General features: G+C 37.0%; 24 protein-coding genes. 9 read left to right on the forward strand and 15 right to left on the reverse strand.

Annotation, left to right across the window (positions count from 1 at the left end):
- Nucleotides 1-14: 14 nt before the first annotated feature.
- On the forward strand, nt 15-140 hold the full coding sequence (locus tag FJR04_RS26505) for a hypothetical protein (RefSeq protein ID WP_256366799.1): 126 nt from the start codon (nt 15-17) through the stop codon (nt 138-140).
- Here FJR04_RS26505 and FJR04_RS18065 read toward each other — a convergent pair.
- Both FJR04_RS18065 and FJR04_RS18070 read right to left on the reverse strand, forming a co-directional pair.
- Nucleotides 137-1,117: a carbohydrate kinase gene (locus FJR04_RS18065; RefSeq protein ID WP_168497283.1), complete on the reverse strand. Its 981-nt coding sequence runs from the start codon at nt 1,115-1,117 to the stop codon at nt 137-139. The genes FJR04_RS26505 and FJR04_RS18065 overlap by 4 nt on opposite strands.
- Before the next feature lie 82 nt (nt 1,118-1,199).
- The gene (locus tag FJR04_RS18070) at nt 1,200-1,976 is read right to left on the reverse strand and encodes a sulfite exporter TauE/SafE family protein (RefSeq protein WP_168497285.1); all 777 of its coding nucleotides are present in this window, start codon (nt 1,974-1,976) and stop codon (nt 1,200-1,202) included.
- Nucleotides 1,977-2,296: 320 nt separating this feature from the next.
- Here FJR04_RS18070 and FJR04_RS18075 point away from each other — a divergent pair, with 320 nt between their 5' ends.
- The 3 genes from FJR04_RS18075 (at nt 2,297) to FJR04_RS18085 (ending at nt 3,966) form a co-directional block, all read left to right on the forward strand.
- On the forward strand, nt 2,297-2,896 hold the full coding sequence (locus FJR04_RS18075) for a hypothetical protein (protein WP_217359414.1): 600 nt from the start codon (nt 2,297-2,299) through the stop codon (nt 2,894-2,896).
- Nucleotides 2,889-3,284, forward strand: coding sequence for a type II toxin-antitoxin system death-on-curing family toxin (locus tag FJR04_RS18080; protein WP_168497289.1), 396 nt, complete (start codon nt 2,889-2,891; stop codon nt 3,282-3,284). The genes FJR04_RS18075 and FJR04_RS18080 overlap by 8 nt, the downstream gene beginning before the upstream one ends.
- A 118-nt stretch (nt 3,285-3,402) precedes the next feature.
- Nucleotides 3,403-3,966: a Uma2 family endonuclease gene (locus FJR04_RS18085; RefSeq protein ID WP_168497291.1), complete on the forward strand. Its 564-nt coding sequence runs from the start codon at nt 3,403-3,405 to the stop codon at nt 3,964-3,966.
- 82 nt (nt 3,967-4,048) lie between these two features.
- Here FJR04_RS18085 and FJR04_RS18090 read toward each other — a convergent pair whose 3' ends face one another.
- From FJR04_RS18090 to bchH, 3 genes are read right to left on the reverse strand one after another with little or no spacing between them, the layout of a single operon-like run.
- Entirely contained in the window at nt 4,049-4,276 is a 228-nt protein-coding gene (locus FJR04_RS18090) for a type II toxin-antitoxin system HicA family toxin (RefSeq protein ID WP_174763559.1), read from the reverse strand.
- Nucleotides 4,276-4,482 (reverse strand): type II toxin-antitoxin system HicB family antitoxin, encoded by a 207-nt coding sequence (locus FJR04_RS18095; protein ID WP_168497333.1) that lies wholly within the window; start codon nt 4,480-4,482, stop codon nt 4,276-4,278. The genes FJR04_RS18090 and FJR04_RS18095 overlap by 1 nt, the downstream gene beginning before the upstream one ends.
- A 16-nt stretch (nt 4,483-4,498) precedes the next feature.
- The gene (bchH, locus tag FJR04_RS18100; RefSeq protein ID WP_168497293.1) at nt 4,499-8,197 is read right to left on the reverse strand and encodes a magnesium chelatase subunit H; all 3,699 of its coding nucleotides are present in this window, start codon (nt 8,195-8,197) and stop codon (nt 4,499-4,501) included.
- A 164-nt stretch (nt 8,198-8,361) separates the two neighbouring features.
- On the opposite strand from bchH, the gene FJR04_RS18105 reads away from it, so the two are divergent.
- A complete protein-coding gene (locus tag FJR04_RS18105) occupies nt 8,362-9,366 on the forward strand; it encodes an N-acetylmuramoyl-L-alanine amidase (protein WP_168497295.1) in 1,005 nt (334 codons plus the stop codon).
- 55 nt (nt 9,367-9,421) lie between these two features.
- Here FJR04_RS18105 and FJR04_RS18110 read toward each other — a convergent pair whose 3' ends face one another.
- The 3 genes from FJR04_RS18110 to FJR04_RS18120 all read right to left on the reverse strand — a co-directional run bounded on the left by FJR04_RS18110 (nt 9,422) and on the right by FJR04_RS18120 (nt 10,892).
- A complete protein-coding gene (locus FJR04_RS18110; RefSeq protein ID WP_168497297.1) occupies nt 9,422-9,679 on the reverse strand; it encodes a DUF4351 domain-containing protein in 258 nt (85 codons plus the stop codon).
- Nucleotides 9,680-9,866: 187 nt separating this feature from the next.
- Entirely contained in the window at nt 9,867-10,325 is a 459-nt protein-coding gene (locus FJR04_RS18115) for a type II toxin-antitoxin system HicB family antitoxin (RefSeq protein WP_217359416.1), read from the reverse strand.
- Between the two features lie 51 nt (nt 10,326-10,376).
- Nucleotides 10,377-10,892, reverse strand: a complete 516-nt coding sequence (locus FJR04_RS18120; protein ID WP_168497300.1) for a hypothetical protein — start codon at nt 10,890-10,892, stop codon at nt 10,377-10,379.
- Between the two features lie 152 nt (nt 10,893-11,044).
- Here FJR04_RS18120 and FJR04_RS18125 point away from each other — a divergent pair, with 152 nt between their 5' ends.
- The gene (locus tag FJR04_RS18125; RefSeq protein WP_168497302.1) at nt 11,045-11,296 is read left to right on the forward strand and encodes a hypothetical protein; all 252 of its coding nucleotides are present in this window, start codon (nt 11,045-11,047) and stop codon (nt 11,294-11,296) included.
- A 45-nt stretch (nt 11,297-11,341) separates the two neighbouring features.
- On the opposite strand, the gene FJR04_RS18130 is transcribed toward FJR04_RS18125, so the two are convergent.
- Together FJR04_RS18130 and FJR04_RS18135 are read right to left on the reverse strand one after the other, a co-directional pair.
- A complete protein-coding gene (locus tag FJR04_RS18130; protein WP_168497305.1) occupies nt 11,342-12,340 on the reverse strand; it encodes a CHAD domain-containing protein in 999 nt (332 codons plus the stop codon).
- A 175-nt stretch (nt 12,341-12,515) separates the two neighbouring features.
- Nucleotides 12,516-12,920: an NIL domain-containing protein gene (locus tag FJR04_RS18135; protein WP_168497307.1), complete on the reverse strand. Its 405-nt coding sequence runs from the start codon at nt 12,918-12,920 to the stop codon at nt 12,516-12,518.
- Between the two features lie 60 nt (nt 12,921-12,980).
- On the opposite strand from FJR04_RS18135, the gene FJR04_RS18140 reads away from it, so the two are divergent.
- Entirely contained in the window at nt 12,981-13,547 is a 567-nt protein-coding gene (locus tag FJR04_RS18140; RefSeq protein ID WP_168497309.1) for a thioredoxin family protein, read from the forward strand.
- 108 nt (nt 13,548-13,655) lie between these two features.
- Here the strand turns inward: FJR04_RS18140 and FJR04_RS18145 are convergent, their stop codons facing one another.
- Entirely contained in the window at nt 13,656-14,096 is a 441-nt protein-coding gene (locus tag FJR04_RS18145; RefSeq protein ID WP_168497338.1) for a COG3650 family protein, read from the reverse strand.
- Nucleotides 14,097-14,344: 248 nt separating this feature from the next.
- On the opposite strand from FJR04_RS18145, the gene FJR04_RS18150 reads away from it, so the two are divergent.
- A complete protein-coding gene (locus FJR04_RS18150; protein WP_168497311.1) occupies nt 14,345-15,580 on the forward strand; it encodes an LL-diaminopimelate aminotransferase in 1,236 nt (411 codons plus the stop codon).
- 379 nt (nt 15,581-15,959) lie between these two features.
- On the opposite strand, the gene FJR04_RS18155 is transcribed toward FJR04_RS18150, so the two are convergent.
- The 4 genes from FJR04_RS18155 to FJR04_RS18170 all read right to left on the reverse strand — a co-directional run bounded on the left by FJR04_RS18155 (nt 15,960) and on the right by FJR04_RS18170 (nt 20,052).
- Nucleotides 15,960-17,204: a YgcG family protein gene (locus tag FJR04_RS18155; protein ID WP_168497313.1), complete on the reverse strand. Its 1,245-nt coding sequence runs from the start codon at nt 17,202-17,204 to the stop codon at nt 15,960-15,962.
- 76 nt (nt 17,205-17,280) lie between these two features.
- On the reverse strand, nt 17,281-18,123 hold the full coding sequence (locus FJR04_RS18160; protein ID WP_168497315.1) for a tetratricopeptide repeat protein: 843 nt from the start codon (nt 18,121-18,123) through the stop codon (nt 17,281-17,283).
- Nucleotides 18,124-18,520: 397 nt separating this feature from the next.
- The gene (locus FJR04_RS18165) at nt 18,521-19,435 is read right to left on the reverse strand and encodes a ribonuclease D (protein WP_168497317.1); all 915 of its coding nucleotides are present in this window, start codon (nt 19,433-19,435) and stop codon (nt 18,521-18,523) included.
- 305 nt (nt 19,436-19,740) lie between these two features.
- Nucleotides 19,741-20,052 carry an RNA-binding protein gene (locus FJR04_RS18170; RefSeq protein ID WP_168497319.1) on the reverse strand — a complete coding sequence of 104 codons (312 nt, stop codon included), beginning with the start codon at nt 20,050-20,052 and terminating at the stop codon, nt 19,741-19,743.
- Nucleotides 20,053-20,725: 673 nt separating this feature from the next.
- Here FJR04_RS18170 and FJR04_RS18175 point away from each other — a divergent pair.
- Nucleotides 20,726-21,172 carry an SRPBCC family protein gene (locus tag FJR04_RS18175; RefSeq protein WP_168497321.1) on the forward strand — a complete coding sequence of 149 codons (447 nt, stop codon included), beginning with the start codon at nt 20,726-20,728 and terminating at the stop codon, nt 21,170-21,172.
- The last annotated feature ends 55 nt before the right edge of the window (nt 21,173-21,227 follow it).

A 21,227-nucleotide genomic window follows, 5' to 3' on the forward strand; every position in this document is an offset into this window, starting at 1 on the left:
AACCTAATCACTTTATGAGTGAAAAACTCCTCAAAAGCCAGTTTAATGACCTTGAAGAGCCAGATAATGCTATTTATGTGGATATTTCCCAACCGATTGAAGTGATTGTAGATCAGGTTAGACAGACTTTGGGAATTTAGCTGAGTTGCTGGGAGGCTAGAAAAGCATCTACTTCAGCCGCAGTGGGTTGGGATGCGATCGCTCCTGGTTTAATAGTAGTGAGCGCCCCTACAGCACTGGCATAAGTGACAATTTTTTTGGCTATTTCTCCATCTTTAAGACTGTGAATTCCCACTTGTTGTAATTGATGGATAAACCCAGCTAAGAAACTATCTCCTGCACCAGTGGTATCAACAACAGGGATAGAAAAAGCGGGGATTTTACCTTCATTCTCACCTAAACAATAGGAACAACCATTTTCACCATCTGTCACCAAAACCCCTTCCAAAGAATTGAGCCGATAAGTAATTGCTCCGGCATCTTTGGTATCAAATAACCATTCAGCCTCTTCTTTTGTCAGTTTGAGAAAATCAAATCGCTTTAATAGGGAGAGAATTTTGGCCTTGGCTATATTTTCATCTTGCCAAAATACTGGTCGCCAATTGACATCAAGAATAATTTTTAGGTCATATTGTTCTGCTAACTCCAAAGCCCGCAAGACAGCTTTTTCACTGTCAGGATAGGCTAGTTCTAAAGTTCCTACTACCAAAAAGTCTGCTTCATCAAAAAGCGCCGGTGGTAAACTTGTAGCTTGGAGACGGGTATCGGCAAATTCGGAAGTATCATATTTACCAAAACCAGCAAAAGTGCGATCGCCGGCTAAATCCCTAACTACATATACTTGTCTAGTAGGTGCTGTAGAATGACGTTGTACACCAGTGGTATCTACACCAATATCTTCTAATAATGTCACCAGTTTATTCCCTGGTTCGTCCTGGCCTACTGCGCCAATAAATCCTGCTGATGTCCCCAATTTCACCAAAGCACAAGCTACATTTGCAGGCGCTCCTCCTGGGTAGGGAGTCCATGATTTCACTTCTTCTAGCTTGAGTCCCAATTGATCAGCTAAACAATCAAATAAGACTTCGCCAAGGCATAAAACATGGGGATTACTCATTTCATTTTTGGTTTTCGATGGGGTATTATTCCTTTATTCTAACTTTTTTCAAGTCACTGGATTTTAATTTTCTTCTCCCCTACTAACCATCAATAAAAAAGTAGATAGTCATGGTAAAGGCAACTACCATCACAAATTTTCGCACTAAGTTAGGTTCTAATTGCCGAGCAAAATGAGCGGATAAGTAACCACCAAGAGAACCACCAACTGCCATGACAACAGCCTGATGCCAAAGAATTAAACCTGCAAAAACAAAAGGAATAATAGCGATACCGTTGACGCAACTACCCAACAAGGTTTTAAAAGCATTCATGGCGTGGATATTTTTGATACCTAAAAAACTGAGAGTTGCCAACATTAAAATTCCCACACCTGCACCGAAGAAACCGCCATAGATAGAAATTGCTAGTTGAGCAAATAAGAGAGTTAATAAAGGTGGAGATGCTGATGATGAATTTTTGCCCTGAAGTTGCAGCCATGTCTTCAAAGGTTCGCTAAATGTAAATATTAGCGTCGCTAAAAGTAACAGATAGGGCAGCAATTTCTTAAAGACATCGGCTGATGTATATAGCAACACTATAGAACCTATCGCTCCACCCAGCAAACTGGTAATAGCTAGTAATAATAATTCTCGCCTTTCAACAGTCAAATCCCGCCGATATGCACCTGCACTAGCCATAGAGGCTATCCAAAGCGCAGTATTATTTGTAGCATTAGCAGTAATTGGTGGTACACCTGTAAATATCAGTGTGGGAAATGTAATGAAACTGCCACCACCTGCGACAGCATTAAGTCCACCGGCAACAAAGGCGGTACTCAAGAGCAGTAAACTATTAATTGGCGTTAAATCTTGTAACATTTTTTGGAGATAATCAGTGCAGTTGTATTGAAAAACTATTACTCCAAAATTCAAATTTTGCAATAGTCGCACAAAATAAATCTAATTTATTTCCTGGAGTTCCCTTAGCAACAGCGTAACCCACCCTACTTATAGCTGAAAGCATAGATGATGATTGATGAAACTCTATAATTATGAAAAAGTGTAAATTTAGTTTAGCGAGGATTTAAGTTATACGCTCGTTTTTTTGGGTTAAGGTAGAAAGGTATATTTAAGGAAGTGGATAACCTGATAAGCTAGGTAAATAAAATATGCTATACAGCTTTACATTCCCACAAGAGATGATTGACAGCATTCAGGAAAGAATAGAAGTTCTGGAAAGATGTTTAAATAATGCTAACCCGGAAGATGAAAAAATGGCGGAGATATTTGAGTTAGCTAATAGTCGGCAAATATCTTTTAGTCAGGTTCAATATGAAATGATAAAATTGCTGTACAAGCTTAATAAATTTATTAAGCTTGCTGTGGCTTTGAAGGTAAAAAAACAACAGAATGAATTATCACTGCTACTTTTTGTTAGATACATTTTTTTATTTAAAGAAATTTTAGATCAATATTGGGACTTTATTTTTACAAAACATGGTAAAGAAATATTCACAAGACTAATTACAGATGTTATGAATACTGAGAATTCACACAATCTCATGCAAAATAAAGCTGAATCTCAATTCTATTCACTTGATAAACAATATATTTTTGAAGAAACAAGCAAACATTTAATGCAATCACTAATCAAATTCAGTTTACGAACTAAGTTATTAAGTGAAGAGGAAGCTATAGCTTTTAACAAAGAAGATAATATTCCTCAAGAATCAGAAGCTATGCTGATTTCTTTAGCATCTACAGAAAAATGGGATTATGTGTATAGAAAACTTGCATAGTCCTCAATTTATTGCAAAAGAAGATGTATTAAGTATACATAAAAAGCAGATTAACTTATATGGTGGATCATACGGTATCCGCGATGAAGGTTTATTAGATTCTGCGATTTACCAACCTCAAGCAAGTTTTGGAGGGGAGTTTTTACATCCGACAATTTATGAACAAGCCGCAGCTTATTTATTTCACATTTGTAAAAATCATGCTTTTATAGATGGAAATAAACGTACTGCTTTTGATGTTATGGTGACATTTTTGAATATCAATGATTATGAATTGAATATGACACCAGAGGAAGCATATCAATTAACAATGCAAGTTGCTGATAATAAAGTGAGTAAGGAAGATTTAATAGAAATATTGAGAGATTGTATTATAGAATTATTTTAAAAGATGATTTTTGATAAGATTGTAATACCCATAACCCTTGGGAATTACGACGGAAACAATCTACTTGAGTTTTTCGACATCAATTATAACGTATTAATTTAAGACTAAGAGTAGTTAAATGAATACAGTTACCTTAAACCTAGATCCAATTGTTCGCCTTACAGATGATCAATTTTACCAACTCTGTATGGCCAATAAAGATGTAAGCTTAGAACTAAATGCACAGGGAGAATTAATTATTGTGCCACCAGTAGGAGGAGAAAGCGGCCGTAGTGAAGCCGACTTAAATTTTAAAGTCAGTCTGTGGAATTACCAAACAAAACTAGGAATAGTATTTAGTTCCTCAACAATATTCCGACTTCCCAATGGTGCAAAACGTTCACCTGATGTTGCTTGGATAAAATTAGAACGCTGGGAAGCATTAACAGAAGAAGAACGAGAAAAATTTCCCCCACTTACACCAGATTTTATAATTGAACTGAGATCAAAAACCGATAGATTGAAAACCCTGCAAGAAAAAATGCAGGAATATATCACCAATGGTTTGCGTTTGGGTTGGTTAATTAACCCACAAGATAAAGAAGTAGAAATTTATAGAATCGGAAAACCTGTAGAAATTGTCCAACTTCCTGCTGTACTTTTTGGAGAAGATGTTTTACCAGGATTTGAATTAAAAATTTGAACCCCACATTAAAGTCACCTGATCATTAGATAAAACATTTGGTTGGGTTGCGCGTTGCTTAATCCAACCTACGATTATAATTTTAATTATCCAACGCTTCCATAAATTCTTCTACCGTTATTCCTGCTTTAGAAATAAGACTGCGTAAAGTACCTCGCGCTACTTCATTATGTTTAGGTACAGAAAGAGTAGCTGGATGTCCTTCTTTGGTCATAATAATATGACTTCCGCGTTGACGAGAAACTTCCCAACCAAGTTTTGTAAATGCTTTAATAACCTCCGCAGGTTTTAATATTGGTACAGCAGGCATTATATATACACTTCCACTTCACGAGTTATTACTGTTAAAGGCATCCCTTTTTCTAACCTAACCTCTAAACATTCCCTAATTGCTTCTTGAATGTTTTCCTCTGCTTCTTCTTCAGTTATCCCTTGACTAACACAACCAGGAATAGAGAGACATTCAGCAATAAACATCCCATCTTCATCTGGAAATATCGTAATGATAAACTTCATAGGTTTTTCTTGCATTTTACACTGTCACTCCTTCTAATTGTTCATCAGTCAAATCATACAACTGACGCAATTTATCTAACTTATCTCCATCAGCTTGCCATAAACCGCGTCCCGATGCTTCCAACATTCTCCCGACAATATTTCTAAAAGCTTCAGGATTGGCTTTGCGTAATTTTTCCGCCATTTCTGGATCTAAAGCATAGGTTTCGGCTGCTTGATCATATACCCAATCATCTCTAAAATCAGCAGTACCACCCCAACCAATTAACGCCGTCATGCGTTGGGAAATTTCAAAAGCACCACCAGAACCTTGATTAGCCATTGCGTCAGCCCATTTAGGATTTAACAACTTAGTTCTGTATTCCATTCGCAACAAATCATCTAAATTGCGGGGTGTAGTATCCTTAGAAAAACTTTCCACAAAACTAGCTGTAACTTTTTTCCCGCTTTGCTTTTCTGCGGCTTTTTTCAAACCGCCAGTATTTGCATAATATTCCTGAATATCAGTTAAACCATATTCTACCGAATCTATTTCTTGAACAATGCGATCGCTAGTTTTTAATAAAGTCTGCAATACTTCCGGCCTAGCTTGTCCTTTATCATTTCTACCATAACTAAACACATTGCGACTTTCCCAAGTATTCCCCAACTCTTCCCCAGATTCCCAATTACCATCAACCACCCTATCATTAACCAAAGAACCGAAATCACCAGAAGGATTAGAAAACAATCTTGCGGAACAATTTTCCACACCTTGGGCTTTCAAAGCCAAAGCGTGTTTTCTAATAAAATTCATTTCCTCCGGTTCATCAATCTCCGCAGCCCGTTGAAATAAATCATCTAATAATTCGATAATATTCACAAAACTATCGCGGAAAATACCCGATAAATTTGCTAACACATCAATGCGTGGATGTCCAACTTGATCTAGAGGTTTCAGATCATATCTAACAATTCTTCCAGTTCCCTCCTTCACAGGTTCAGCACCCACCAATTCCAAGAGAATACCAAGAGATTCACCCTTAGTTTTAATAGCATCCAAACCCCATAACAAAACCGCCACAGTTTCCGGATACTTCTTATTTTCATCTAACGCTTGAGAAATAATTTTCTTAGCAATTTCCTTACCCCGTTCAAAAGCAGCAGGAGAAGGCATACGATAAGGATCTAAAGCGTGAATATTCCTACCCGTAGGTAAAACACCAGCACCATCACGCAACAAATCCCCACCAGGTGCAGGAGGAATAAACTCACCATTTAAACCCCGCAAAAGATTCGTCAACTCATCAGTAGACTGATTTAATAACCTTGTAATTTCCTTTCTTTCTTCTTCCCCTCTTCCTTCGTGTTCTTCGCTCCTTCGTGGTTCATTCTCTCCCCCAAAATAAGCATCCAAATAACCAGTTAACTCCTCCTGATTCGGTGCTTCCCCCAAAGTATGTAACCCAGAAGAAAACAAACGATTTTCTAACACCTGTAGATACTCATACAACTTCACCAAATAATGATCAAAAGCATGATTACTAAACATCCTCACATTTTCCGGTGTGAACGGAATCCCCAACCTTTTCGCATCATCAAAAGGACAATCAGCATCCAAACCAGTATCAACAATCTTCTTACAAATCCCTTCCTTTAACAGATAATTCTTTTCGGGATCTTCCCGATATTCAGAAATTAAATCGCGTAAATTTACCAACTCCTTATATAAACCAGCGCGTCCATAGGGAGGAACATTATGAGAAATTAATACCCCATAACCGCGACGTTTAGCTAAAATTGATTCTGAAGGATTATTTGCCGCATAGATATAGAGATTGGGCAGATTTCCTAACAAAATATCAGACCAAGAATAACCTGTATTTCCTAATGGTGAACCTGGCAACCATTCAACAGTTCCGTGCATTCCAAAATGAACGATCGCATCAGCTTGAAAATCATTTTGTAACCATTTATAATAAGCTGCATATTGAGGATGTGGGGTTAAATCTCGTTCAAACATTAACCGCATCGGATCACCTTGAATTCCCAAAGGTGGCTGGACACCTATCCAGACATTTCCTAACTGCACACCACCAATATTAAAATCATCACCATAGGTTTTAATACCGCTACCAGTGAGATATTTCCATTGTTTTTCAATGCGAGATGTAAAAAGATAACCTAGCCATTTTTCTAAGGTTTTTGCATTGACGGTTGTGATATCTTTTCTGTTATTTTCTAATTGTTCTACAAGGGGATTAACTTCATCTGCTTCTTTAATTTGGCGAATTAATTCTTCCCCATCTTCGGGAATATCACCAACTGTATAACCCTGTTCTTTTAGGGCATTTAGTAATTTAATTAAACTGCGAGGAACGTTTAATAAAGCAGCAGTTCCTACCGCACCATAGCCAGGGGGAAACCCATATAAAATAATGGCAATTTTCCGTTCAGAAATATGTTTTTGTCGCAGTGCAACCCAGCTTTTAACTCTATTAGTTAAACGCCGAACTCGTTCTGGAACTAAATAAATATTTTCCCCAACTAAACCACCAAGAGGAATCGTATCAATTGCACCATCTAATTCTGGTAAAGAATATAAGACAACACTTTGTAAACCGCCTACACCTTGCCTTGTCCAAGAGAAAATATCTTGAATTAATAAAGGTGCAGCGACGATATAAGGAACATTTTTAGCGGTAAGAATGCGTTTAGCAACTTCTATTTGTCGTCCTGCTTCCATTGAACCAGCGGGACCACCCACGAGGGGAAAACCGATAGTAGAAACTATGGCATCAATTTTTACTGCTTCTGAGGAAAGGGAAAGGGTTTCAATATTACCCCGTTGACGTTGTTGGGTTTCGTAGTCGCTGGTCATCCAATCTCTGACGGCTACGTGACCTTCTACACCGTTAATAAAGATGGGTAAGGGAGTTAAACCCGCTTTTTCAAAATAGCGTATCAGTTGGGGAATATAGGGCAATTTGGTGATGACGTGCTTTCGGTAAATTAGGATACCGATGATTGGGCGCAGGCCCTGCGCCCCTACGTCCTGTTCCCTTTTTTCATACCATTCTAAGTATGCTTTGGGTGATGTAAAGAAGCCTTGATAGTCGGGATGTAATAACCCCATGTTGGGGGTTTCGATAGGTGGCGGTATATCTCCGACTTTTAAATCTAAGTATTTTTCCGCAATTGTCCAAAATAGGGAAGCGACGTTTTCTGAACCGCCGGCATTCCAATAACCATAGATAATTAACCAGTTACGAAGGTCTTGGACTTTCTGCACTGGTACGAATTTTAATAACTTGGGACCGACTTTGAGGAAACTGATATAACCGGCAAGTTTGTCTTCTTCTTTACCGTTGGTGAATTTGTCAAGGATGAATTTAACGGGTTTGGGCATTCCTTTGGGTTTGTCACCAATGGAAAATGCACCGATTTTAGTTAAACTCATTAATTCCAGTGCTGACTCGAAAATCAGCCGGATAGGGATGTTAGCGATACGTTCCCGTAGCCACACAACTTGGTCATAATCGAAGAGTAAACTGCCAAAGAACACATCTGCGTCTTTGAGGGCGGCTTCAACTTCGGTGCTATTGGTGGTAATATTGCGATCGCTAAATACTCGAATATCCAACTCTGGACACCGAGAATTAGCCAAAAAAGCCGCTTTCCGGTACAAGTCCGCGTTAAACGATTCAAACCCAGCAATCAAGACAATACGTTTCATTATGCTTTTGCTACGAAATATTTCTTTACCTTGATCTTAAACATTGTTGGGGATTAATGGGGGAATCTCTACCTAGAGATTAAAATAATGTCTATGCTTTTTGGAACTATATTAACAAGTAGCAGACTATTGGAATACTGGGAAAGTCAATTAAGGAGATACACATGAAATTCGGCATTGATATTGGTCATAACTGCCCTCCCGATACCGGCGCAAATGGTATTAAATCCGAAGATAGATTAACAACGGAGGTGGGCAATAAGGTTATAGATAAATTAAAAAGTCTAGGACATACAGTTATTCCCTGTAAACCTAATAGTGCCAGGACAGTAAGTCAGTCTTTAGGTAGTCGCTGTAATATCGCCAATAGTAACAGAGTAGATGTATTTGTATCTATTCATTTTAATGCTTTCAATGGTAAAGCTAATGGGGCAGAAATATTTGCGATGAGTGATGCTGGCAGAAAAATTGCCCAACCAGTATTAAATGAAATCATCAAGTTAGGATTTTTTAATCGCGGTGTTAAAAATGGTTCTCACTTATTTGTTCTCCGAAGAACAAATATGCCGGGAATTCTTGTAGAATGTTGCTTCATTGATTCTGCCAAAGATATGCAAATATATGATGGTGAAGCAATGGCTAATGCTATAGTTGCCGGCTTAACAGGTAAAGTAGCAGCAAATCCTGTAAGTCCTAAGCCTATAAATCCTCCTCCTAATGTACCTGCAAATCCTGTTCCTAATGCTCCTGTCAATACTATTATAGGTGAAGAAGAGAACAAAGATAAAAGCATTCTCAGGCTACAACAGACTTTAAACCGCCTGAAAATTACTGATAGAAATAATAAGCCTCTTGTAGAAGATAATAGCATGGGACCTGCTACATCTTCGGCTACGGAAAAATTCCAAAGAATTGTGGGAGTTTTAGCAACAGGAATAGCAGGTAATACAACTTGGGGGGCTATCAATCAAATATTAGCTAAACGGGTTATTCAAGGAACTCATGCTAGTGGTGTGATTATTAGATATTTACAATTTCGTGTTGGTGCTGATCCTGATGGTATTTATGGTCCCAAAACAGAAGCAGCAATTAAGAGATTTCAACAGCAAAATGGTTTAGTTGCCGATGGTATTGTTGGGGCAATGAGTTGGCAGAAATTGATCGGTTAGTATTTTTCAAATCCCCAATTTCTTGAAGAAGTCGGGGATTTGAATTATCGAATTACTATAAATTATCTAACCAATTTCGTAAATCTTCTACAGTAGAGAAATCAAATGTTGCTTCTGCTAAACGTTCAACAACATTTAAATTTAAACTTATAATTTGAGTTTCTAATTCAGCATCAATTGTTCCCAGCTTCTTTTTAATTAGATGCACAATTAATTTTTTTTCTCTCTCAATACCTCTATTAATTCCTAGTTCAAATCCTTGTCTACGACCTTGTTCTATCCCTTCTTCCATCCAATTGGTAACTATGTGCATAACTTCCTCTTTTTTATCGTGTATTAATGAATATCTGAATCAGGATGCTCAAACTTATTTTGAAAATTAAAGTCCTTTAATCATGCAAATTGTTTAACCAAATTTTGATGATTTAAAAAATCTCACCAATTTAGTTGATTTAGTTGTACTCCTTGATATTAAATTTTAGCACTTCACAATATACATTCTATTTTGCAGTGATTTGTAATTCAATTCGTTGTCCGAGTACAGCTAGAGTCCGTTCCATTGTAGATAATTTGGTTGTATGGTGGGGATCTAGGATACGTCTTACTTCCTTTTCGTGGATATTGAGAGTAGACGCAAGCTGGACTTTGCTAATACCTTTTTCACGCATTGCTAGATATAGTGCGGCTTTTATTGCTGTCTGCGCTGGTACTGCTACTAAATATTCTTGATTTTTGGCTTGTGATGGTTGCGGGATTTCTAGCTTATCATCAATCCGAAGAGCGATCGCTTCTTCTAAACAATCCGCAGCTTCATTGAGTGCTTCTTCCAAGGAATTACCTTGAGTAATCGCTTCTGGTAAATCAGGAAATGTCACCACAAATCCACCATCTTTTTCATCAGCAGTTAGCATAGCTGGATATACAAATTGAGTCATAATAATCCCAGTGTTAAATTTCATGATCTTCAATTCCAAGCTGATTTAACATTGCTTTGATTGCACTTAACTTGATTAATATTTTTCTAGAGCATATTCTTTCAATCTTTCCCACCCCAAACGTCTAGCAGCCAAAAGTGAGATAGTTTTACCATTTCGGAACATTACATATTCATAACCTTTATCATCAGAGTTTACATCAGCAATAATTTGATTTCTGACATCAAATCCCCATACTTTACCTGCTTCTTCCCAAAATATATTACAGGGATTTTTAAAATTGGGATTGTCTAGGTATGAATCCTTCCAATAGCGAGAATCCCAACCCTCATTCATCGCTTGAATTATACAAGCATTACGGTAAAAAGGTCTAGAGTATTCTTTTAACCAGTACCAATACGCTAGAGTTGCACGTATAGCATCTTCAAAACCTTCAATACGGTTCAGAAGAGCTTCTTGAACATCCTCTTGATAAAAATCTACACCTATATGAGCCAAGGCATACTTGTACTTGCTAAAAATATCGTCTCTAGCTACCAGTTCTTCAGATTCACATAGATAAGCTTCATTAAATGACTTTAAGCAAAGCATTGAGAAAATTTATGATATAGGTTAAATGATACTGTCAAGCATCCGTTTACAAATGGATTCTACTAAAAAAGAGTATGTATCAATAAAAAACAATCATTTAATCTAACGTGAGTAGTATATACTAAGTACAAGCCGTAATTATCAATAAAATTATGAATAAAAGTAAAAAAGTTCCCCTATTTATTAAAAGCCAGATATTACCAACTGTTAGTTATGTTTGGATTGGGGGGAAAAACCCTGACTTAAATCAACCTTATTGGAGGATTGACATAGATTCCAATCCTTATAGTATTTACTGTGAACATATGGATCAATTTGCCAGGTCTGATCATCAGGGCTTTACTTATAATGAAGCAGAAGAATGGTTATCAGAAACTCTAATCAAACTTGGCTTAAATAAATAAGCTCTCTAATTACTGGGTTTTTCCTATATTTATACACACCATGAATTAATCTCTTTCTTCTTGTTTAAGATTTTCTAACGTCGGTTGTAGCACCACCAAATGTAAATTATATCTAGTATCTGCTTGCAAATAACGTTGTTGTAGTGGTTGCCATTCTTGCCACAATTGATAACGATTTGCGGCTAATAGCGTCGTTAAACCAGGTAATTGAGTCTCCAGTTCTGATTTGAAGATATTTTCTAACCACTCATGTAAAACCATATTATCTTGAATCATGCCCAAGATTTCTTGGATAGTTTTGATATCATGAAGATGTGCGGTGAAAGATTCACTATATAATTCAGTAAATAACTCCATTTGGTAACGGATACGTTTGGCTTGTTTTCGCAAATCATGGAGGGTTTTACCTTCTGTTTTCAGACTTTCTTCTAATTGGTTGGGTGTCCATTTTGTTTGCACTACTATTTCTGATTCAACAATTTTAGTCCCAATTAACCATCCTGGATGTAAGCAAAATTCACTAACTTCTGGTGAGAGTAAATCTGGTAATATGTGCTGAATTGGTATGGATGAAAAACATTGATAACTGGGATTTTTCAACCAATCTTCACATTCATTCTTGAAAGATTTATAAGTTTCATCTTTAAATATTTTTTGAACATGAGAAAAAGCAACTTTTCTTTGCTTATCCAATTCTGTAAAAGCCGTTTTTAATGATTCTTGCTCTTTTTCAACTAAATGCGGGTTGTAATTTTTTTTCAGAATTTCTTCAAGTACATCTAAATCTCTCAGACTACCTAAAATCCGGGCAATTTTACCAATATTTTTATCACTTGCTGATTTTGGTAAATTTAAATATTTGTCAAACCTACTGACAGCAGTTCGTAACCGACGCATTCCCACTCGCATTTGGTGTACTGCTTCTGGATCTTCATCTTTTTTGACTGCTTTTTCCCATTTTATGGTTTTTGTAAAATGCTTTTCAATGGCTTGGTATGCAGTCTCACCTAGTGTTTTGCTTGGGGTTTCCGAAGATATTTTCATAATAAATAAAGTATTTAGCGATATTATTCAGTTTTTGCATCATATCACTAGAGAAAAAATAGTCTGTATTCCTATATAGTTTCTTAAAAAAATAGAAAAATAATCTTCTATCTTCACAAATCTCATCGTAGAAATTGGATATTTAACCTATTGTTAACTAATTATTAATCTCTATTTAAAGATTAGTAGAAATAGCTTGTACAGGGCAGGTAGGAATACATTGTTCACAAACAATACAACGCGATCGCACAAAGGTGAGTTTATACGTCTCTGGATTAATAGCTAGGGCTTCAGTGGGACAAACCCCCGTACATAAACCACAGTGAACGCATACATCTTCATCAATTAAAATTTCACCTAAACCCAGGGAAACATGAATATGTTGCGATCGCATCCATTCAATTGCTGCATCTAATTGATCAATATCTCCCAATAGTTCCACTACCAGTTTACCAATTTGATTGGGGGCCACTTGAGCGCGGATAATATTTGCAGCCACATTAAAATCTTTTGCCAGTCGGTAGGTAATTGGCATTTGAATCGCCCGTTTCGGAAAAGTCAGAGTAACTCTTTTTTTCATAATGTGGAAAAACTGTAAACTAGATGATGAACCAGCTTAATAAATTTTAATAAATTGATTATGAGTACCGAAGCACCTGTAAATTCTAGTAATCGCATCAAAAACTTCTTAATTGCTATTGTGGCGATCGCTTTGGGAGTTGCCCTCTTTTTAGGACTTAAAACTGATTCTACCTCAGTTTCCCTCGCCGAATTAGATGAATCTTCTATACCCTTAGAAGTGGCTGTCAGTAATGGGAAACCTTCTCTGGTGGAGTTTTACGCCAATTGGTGTACAGTTTGTCAAAAAATGAGTCCTGATATGGCCAAACTCAGAGAACAGTATGACAACAACCTGAATTTTGTCATGTTGAATGTTGATAATACCAAATGGTTGCCAGAAATGCTCAAATATCGAGTAGATGGGATTCCCCACTTTGTATTTTTGGGTAAACAAGGGGAAACTATAGCCGAAACCATTGGTGATATCCCCCGCACTATTATGGCTAGTAACTTAGAAGCCTTAATTGCCGGTTCTCCACTTCCCCACATTCAAAGTAATGGCAAAACTTCCCAATTTTCCGCACCAGTAGCCACAGATAGTAATCAAGATGATCCTCGCAGTCACGGTAGCCAAGTTGTAAATTAGCTAAAAAAACATAAGATCCAGATCCCTACCTTCTTTAAAAAGTAGGGAATCTATATCCTTATTTTGACAATTTGATTCAATAGTGATGAAAGCGATTTAATGGCTCGATTATTTTTTCTCAGCGCAACCTGTTCTTACTGTTTTACCCAAAATTAAAGTTGCTGTATATGGATATTTTTTATCTGACATAGTATCACTACAAAAGCCATTAGCCTTATGAATAATCAGCAGATTATCGGCTCTACCACGTAAACGATAAACCCTAACCACATCTAGAGGTCTTCCGTCTGCGGCTTGAGGATTTACATAAGGAAAAGTTTGTTTTTTTATCCCATCTCCTAGCCAAGAATAGACAATACCTTTTTGGCTAATATTTATATTCCAAAATGGCTCATTACCTACTACGTTAAATTCTTCAACTCGGTTGCTGGCAATATGATTTTGTGCCAATTTAAGTGTAGCAATTGCCGTGGAATTAGCAGTAACTAGACTTATGGGTATATTGACTAATCCAATACACAATAGCTTTACACACAAATGCTTATTCATAAATCCCATCATGCAAATAATCATTAATTATAAAATAATAAAATTAGACTACTAATATAGATGATACATTTTTATATAATTCATGGTTTAGTAGCTTTATTAATTATATTCATCTAGCTTTTCTCGAATATAGGAATTTTCCCATGTAATTATAAATCAATTCGCTAAAAAATTGCCTTTAAACTTGTTCTATCAGACGTTCTTCAAAGTAAGATGGTGTATCATTGTCTTTTTTCTCAAAATTTACTATGGCTACGATTAACGACAACTACCTGAAACTCAAAGCTGGCTATCTGTTTCCAGAAATTGCGCGACGGGTAAATGCTTTTGCACAAGCTAACCCAGATGCGAAAATCATTCGGTTGGGGATTGGTGATGTCACCGAACCCTTACCAGAAGCTTGTCGTACAGCGATGATTAAAGCTGTAGAAGATATGGGCGATCGCTCATCTTTTAAAGGATATGGACCAGAACAAGGTTATGCTTGGTTAAGGGAGAAAATCGCCACCCACGACTTCCAAGCACGGGGAGCAGCCATAGAAGCTGATGAAATCTTCATTTCCGACGGTTCTAAATGCGATTCCGGCAACATTCTCGATATTTTTGGCAAAAATAACATCATCGCCGTTACAGACCCAGTATACCCCGTTTACGTAGATACCAACGTTATGGCGGGTAACACGGGAGATGCTAACGAAAAAGGCGAATATGGTGGTTTAGTTTATTTACCTGTTACTGCTGAAAATAACTTTACTGCGGAAATTCCTAGCCAAAAAGTTGATTTAATTTATCTTTGTTTTCCTAATAATCCCACAGGTGCAACTGCAACGAAAGAACATTTGCAAGCATGGGTAAATTATGCCAAAGCTAACGGTTCAATTATCTTCTTTGATGCCGCTTACGAAGCATTTATTACTGATCCTAGTTTACCGCATTCTATTTTTGAAATAGAAGGTGCGAGAGATTGTGCCATTGAATTCCGTTCTTTCTCCAAAAATGCCGGGTTTACTGGAACTCGTTGCGCTTTAACTGTTGTTCCCAAAACCCTCACAGCTAAAGCCGCTGATGGTTCTAATGTCGAACTTTGGAAACTATGGAATCGTCGTCAGTCTACCAAATTTAACGGCGTTTCTTACATTATTCAAAGAGGTGCAGAAGCGGTTTATTCAGAAGCAGGACAATCACAAATTAAAGCTTTGGTAAGTTTCTATTTAGATAATGCCAAAATCATCCGCGAAGAACTAACAAAGGCTGGATTAAAGGTTTATGGTGGCGTAAATGCACCTTATGTATGGGTACAAACTCCCCATGGTTTATCCAGTTGGGAATTTTTCGATAAGTTGTTAGAAACTGTGAATGTTGTGGGAACTCCCGGTTCTGGTTTTGGGGCTGCGGGTGAAGGTTATTTCCGCATTTCTGCGTTTAATAGTCGGGAAAATGTTGAAGAAGCTATGAAGCGGATTACCGCTAAGTTTAAGGTGTAATTCTAGTTTAATAATTTGCGGTGGGTAATGCCCACCCTAATTTGCTCTAATCACAGCAATTTTTTTGATAATTCCCAAATTCTAGGGCAAAATTAATAATAAGTATGAATTTGTCTCACGCAGAGGCGCAAAGAGCAAGAGTTTGAGAATTGAAATTTTTAACTTTCTTATTATTTATGGCTATCAGAAATGCCATAAGTTTTATTTTTATTTAAAATGTGGAGCGGATACGAAGTATCAGTGTAAGTAGGTGAACAGAAAAATTTAAAGGTATGTAAAGAAAAGTAAAATCGCTCAAAACTCTCTTCCTGTTCCCTGTTCCCTGTTCCCTGTTCCCTTGCCCCAACGACAATTTTTAACGCCCACCTACTTAGGTACTTCACCAACTACCACCAGCACCACCACCACCGCTACTTCCACCTCCAAAGTCACCGCCATTATAACTGCTGCTGCCGCTACTTCCACCACCATAACTGCCTCCACCACTATAACTACCTCCGCTACCACCACTACTTGGAGGAGGTAAAGGGGGAATTGTTATCTCACCTTTTCGGTAATAATCACAACAATGGCATTTCTGGATCATCTGTTGGATTCCCGACTCATGTTGCGTGGCTTTTTTAATAGTTTTTCTAGTGCAAGTAATAGTAAATTCTTCACAGTGGGAGCATTTTGCAAATCGAGAGAAAGTAGTCTCAAAACCAATTAAATTAAATCCCTTACCATTTGGTACTTGTTCACAATGGAGACATTCCCAGCCCTCAAATTTGACACTACCTATCTGTTGTGCGACTTTTTGCTGTTTACTGAGATGTGATTCAATTCTGCTTGCGTCTACTTTTCTCAGTGGCTGTTCACAATCAGCACATAAGAATTTGCATTTTCTCTGAAATAATCTGTAATCTCCTTGTTTTTTAGGCTTAGATCCTTCTTTTTTGAGAAAAATTTCCGGGGGGAGTTTCTGCTTGCGTATCTGGAAAAAAATAGACCCTGCGAATAGTGTGAATATCCCACCCCCAATTATTCCAGCGAATATTCCCCGTCTGGAGTTATTAGGGGTAACTTGTGTGGTGTATAAAGTAGCAGATTGAGTAGGATCTGATCCTAAAACTAGTACAAGAGCTTTGCTTCCTGCCAGCGTACCACCTGCAAAATCGCCGTTTTTAAAATAAGGGATGATTTCGGTTTTGATAATATTGCCGACTTTGGCATCTGGTAAAATGACTTCTATACCATAACCAGTTTCAATTTCTACGCGGCGATCGCCTACTGATATCAAGAATAATACGCCATTATCTTGTCCTTTCTTCCCAATTCCCCAATAATTAAACAATTCTGTCGCAAAGCTTTTTGGTGATGCAGCAGGATTCGTTGTTGGTACAGTTACCACTGCCATTTCTTTGCCTGTTTTTGTCTCCAATTCAGAAATCATCTGATTAATTTGGGCTTCTGTTTCATTGTTAAGGATATCTGCCATATCAGTTACCCAGCTACCAGACTCTTTGCGAGGATTGGGAACTTCTTCTATGGTTATAGCCAAACCCGAAACAGGAAAAAGTAAGATGATAGGGAAAAAGACACTCGCCAAAAAAATACGTTTTGGTGTGAGTAGATCCGATTTCATGGCTGACACCGTAGAACCACATAGATAGATTAGCACGAAAACAACAGTGTCATTATTTCAATCTAGTGTGGGTAGTTCACTTACCTAATTCTTCAATATTTTTCATTGCTTGCTGATATAATTCCTTATTTCCTTCCTTATCAAAAATAGCTGCTGCTCGTTGCAAATCTTTTAACGCCCCTCTATTATCTCCAATTGCAGCATAAGCATTACCTCGATTGTTGAAAGCCGGTCCAAAATTTGGATTGAGGCGAATTGCTTCATTATAATCAGAGATTGCTTTTTGCGGTTCTCCACCTGCTGCGTAAGCATTACCCCGATTATTATAAGCCACAGCATAGTCCTGATTGATCCGAATCGCTTGAGTATAGTCCTCTAATGCCCCTTTTCTATCACCTTGGTTTGCACGAGCATTACCTCGATTATTGTAAACTTCAGCATATTTTGGGGACAGACTAATGGCTTGATCATAATCCGCCAATGCTCTTCTATAATCTCCTGTAGAAGCAAAAGCATTGCCACGATTATTGTAGGTTTCTGCATCATTAGGATTTAGACGCAATGCCTGATTATAATCGGCGATCGCTCCTTCTTTATTGCCAGTATCAAAATAAACCAATCCCCTACTTTTAAATGCTGGTGCAAATTCAGGGTTTAGACTAATTGATTTACTATAAGCAGCAATAGCAGCTTGGGAATTACCTTTAAGATGTTGGGTTTGTCCCTGAACATAAAATTCCCCGGATTTGGATGTTCTTCCTATTTGTGGATTTGGGGTACGCACTCCTATTTCTGTCACTAATACATCTTGATTATTACTGCAAGAAATACAAATAACACTGCTGAAAATGGTAAACATAGCTATAGTGAATGCTTTGTTTATCCCTTGTTGATTGTGTGTCAATAACTGCCATTTCATAATTTACTATAAATCGCCATTATACTTGGAGTAAATCATTCACTAAATTGCTTGCTTACTTCTGTAATATTTTAGCTTTTTGATTAATATTCAATTCAAATACCAAGATTCCCTGACGTTATCTTGAATTAATGAATAATTTTATCCAATTAATTACTGTAATTTACTAAATATTAAAAATATCCCCCTTTATATAGGAAGTCTAGATGATTTCTGGAAAATGCCTACTAAAATCCGTATATGTTAAAAAATCAAATAGGATTCCTATATCTATAAAATTACTAAAATTTTCAGAAAATTTCTGTTAATTTTGCTATCAGTTTTATAAAATTTTGAATACCAGCATCACTATAATCAAAAATAATTTACAGATTTGATCAGGATTTATCTTTTACCATTAATCTTCCTCAGATTCTTGATGATTCGGAGTTATTTTCCAGTAAGTATTTTGATCAACATTTACAGTTAATTTTTCCAGATTATCCCCTAAATTTTTCCGTATATCTTCGGTTAAAGTAATTGTAAAATCTAAATCAATACCTTGGATTTCCACTAAATTCATCAATTCTTGAAACTGAGTTTTGATGATTTTTCGTTCATAACTACTAAGTTTACAAGATGATGTTTCGGAAATATTTTGTGCTAACATCGCTTTTTTAACCCGTTCTTGTAAATGCTCAAATTCTGATTTCAGTATTTTTTGTTGCTGTTCAATTTCTATATATCTAGCAGTCAATAAACTTAAATTTTCCTGACTTGGATCTATGTTCAATTTTGTCTCTAATGCCAATAACTGTAAATATACTTGGGCTAGGTAAATACAATCAAAATAAGCATATTCTATCTGTTCTTCACTTAATGGTCTTTTCCCCCAATCACTATTTTGTTCTTTTTTGTCAATATTATGAAAATGACAAAGTTCAGTAGCTAAAGTTTTAAGTTGATAATTAGGTAATGGCAGGAGATATGCAGGAATTTTTTTAGCTTTTTCTAAGGTACAGGTAATATTTTTAGCCTTTTTACCTCCTAAAAATTTCACATCATAACGAGCATTATGAAAAACTTTTTCAATAGCATCATTAGTCATAATCCTCTCAACAAAATCAGCAATTAAATCTGGCTGATCCAGAACATCTAACAAATAAACCCTATTACCAGTCATATCTTCAGGATTATTCAATACTTGAATTAGTGATAATCGAGGATAACGACTTTGATAATCAGCAACTTCTGTATCTATCCACAAGATTTTAGCTTGAGTATATTCAGTAATTAGGGAAGAAATTTCCCCAGCAGCAGTAAGATAAGGCATAAGTAAATGCAGGGAAATGTAACTAAGTTATAGTTTCCCAAAGTAACATTTTATGACTAATCATGCTGGCAAGTGCTGCCCCATTATTATGATTATTTATATTTATAACTTGTGCCAATTTGCCAAAATACCTCTTTGGGAGGATATTTTTTCTCCACAAATCTGCTAATTCCGACGGCTATACCATCTGATATAAAAAGTCATCTCATCACCTCCCGAAAAAGGAAGTAATGAGATGAATATTTGTTAGCTAAACTTAAATTATCTTAGAAGCGCCTAATTGTCTATTTTAAGTTTATTTAATTTTAGTAGCGGTTATTGCGGAAGTTTCCACCACCGCCGCCACGGTTTCCACCACCAAAAGAACCACGATCTTCTTTAGGTTTAGCTTTGTTTACTTTCAAGTCACGTCCCATCCATTCAGCACCATCAAGGGCTTCAATAGCTTTTTCTTCTTCTGCATCTGAATCCATTTCTACAAAACCGAAACCACGCATTTTGCCTGTTTCACGGTCAGTAGGTAATTGAACGCGCTTTACAGTACCATATTCTGCAAAAACTGCGCTCAGAGCATCTTGGGTAACTTCGTATGAGAGGTTGCCTACATAAATTGACATAGATTAGTTCCAAAATCATAGGAGTGTAGAGATTTAGATTTCGGAGAAAAGTCTGTAAATACCAAAGGTAAAAAGCCTATCAATACTAAAAACAAACGTGGTCGCCGAATTACGTCTCATTTCCCATTATTGCATAACAAATTGATATCTAGGCGGGTAAATTAAAAAAAATTCATAAAAATGTTTTTATCTTCCAAATGGCGATCGCTCGATGAGGATGCGGGTGCATAGCCTCGTTATAGTGGGTTTATTCCCCTTAATAACCAGCATAACTCTGAATTTTCATCTTTTTCATAGAAATTTGTATATTTTACCAAATATTTCATAATTTGCTATAATAAGCGTGGTAAACTTCACCCGTATTGGTGTCTGATAAGCCTCTGCCCAATAGCATTGCGATTATTGGTAAGCGACTCCGTTGCACAGCATAGAAGCAAGTAGGCACATCTTGATTAATACAAGTCTCCTTCGGGTTTGTCCTATAGCGCGAATAAGCCAGCACCTCATCCAGGACAGTAAAATTTGTAGGGTACAAGGTAAGAATTACATAGTCTGCGGAGGGGCTTCTCGTGGACTTAAAACAAAGCTCAGTTAATGTCTTCATAGAAGAGTCACTGAGAAGCCTATACTTTATGCTTGCATCAGTGTAGGAGTACGTCACGTTTTTCTGTCTATGTTGCACTTTAAACATTCTTCAATCATTAACGCACCAGTAGAGATAGTTTGGAAATTCCACGAAAGACCAGACATACTGCAACTACTAACACCTCCTTGGCAACCTGTACAAGTTATCCGCCGTGAAGGAGGACTAGGAGCAGGAGCGATGACGGAATTTCGGCTTTTTCTGGGTATTTTACCCTTAACTTGGTTAGCACGTCACACAGACTATGAAAAATATCGTCTGTTTACAGATGAACAAATATCTGGACCTTTTGAGTCTTGGGTACATCGTCATGAGTTTACAGAAGAAGAAGGAAAAACTAGATTAACCGATAATGTTACTTATTCCATTCCTGGTGGTGATGGAGTGGAATTTATTAGTGGTTGGTTAATACAAGCACAGCTAGAAGCTATGTTTCGCTATCGGCATTATGTGACTAAACGAGAGTGTGAGAGGTGAAAACAAAAAACGCCCCCCGGAAGGAGAGCGTTTTTAATTTAACTAGACTCTAGTT

It is taken from the genome of Anabaena sp. UHCC 0204 (assembly GCF_009711975.1).
In the GTDB taxonomy this organism is placed as follows: Bacteria; Cyanobacteriota; Cyanobacteriia; order Cyanobacteriales; family Nostocaceae; genus Dolichospermum.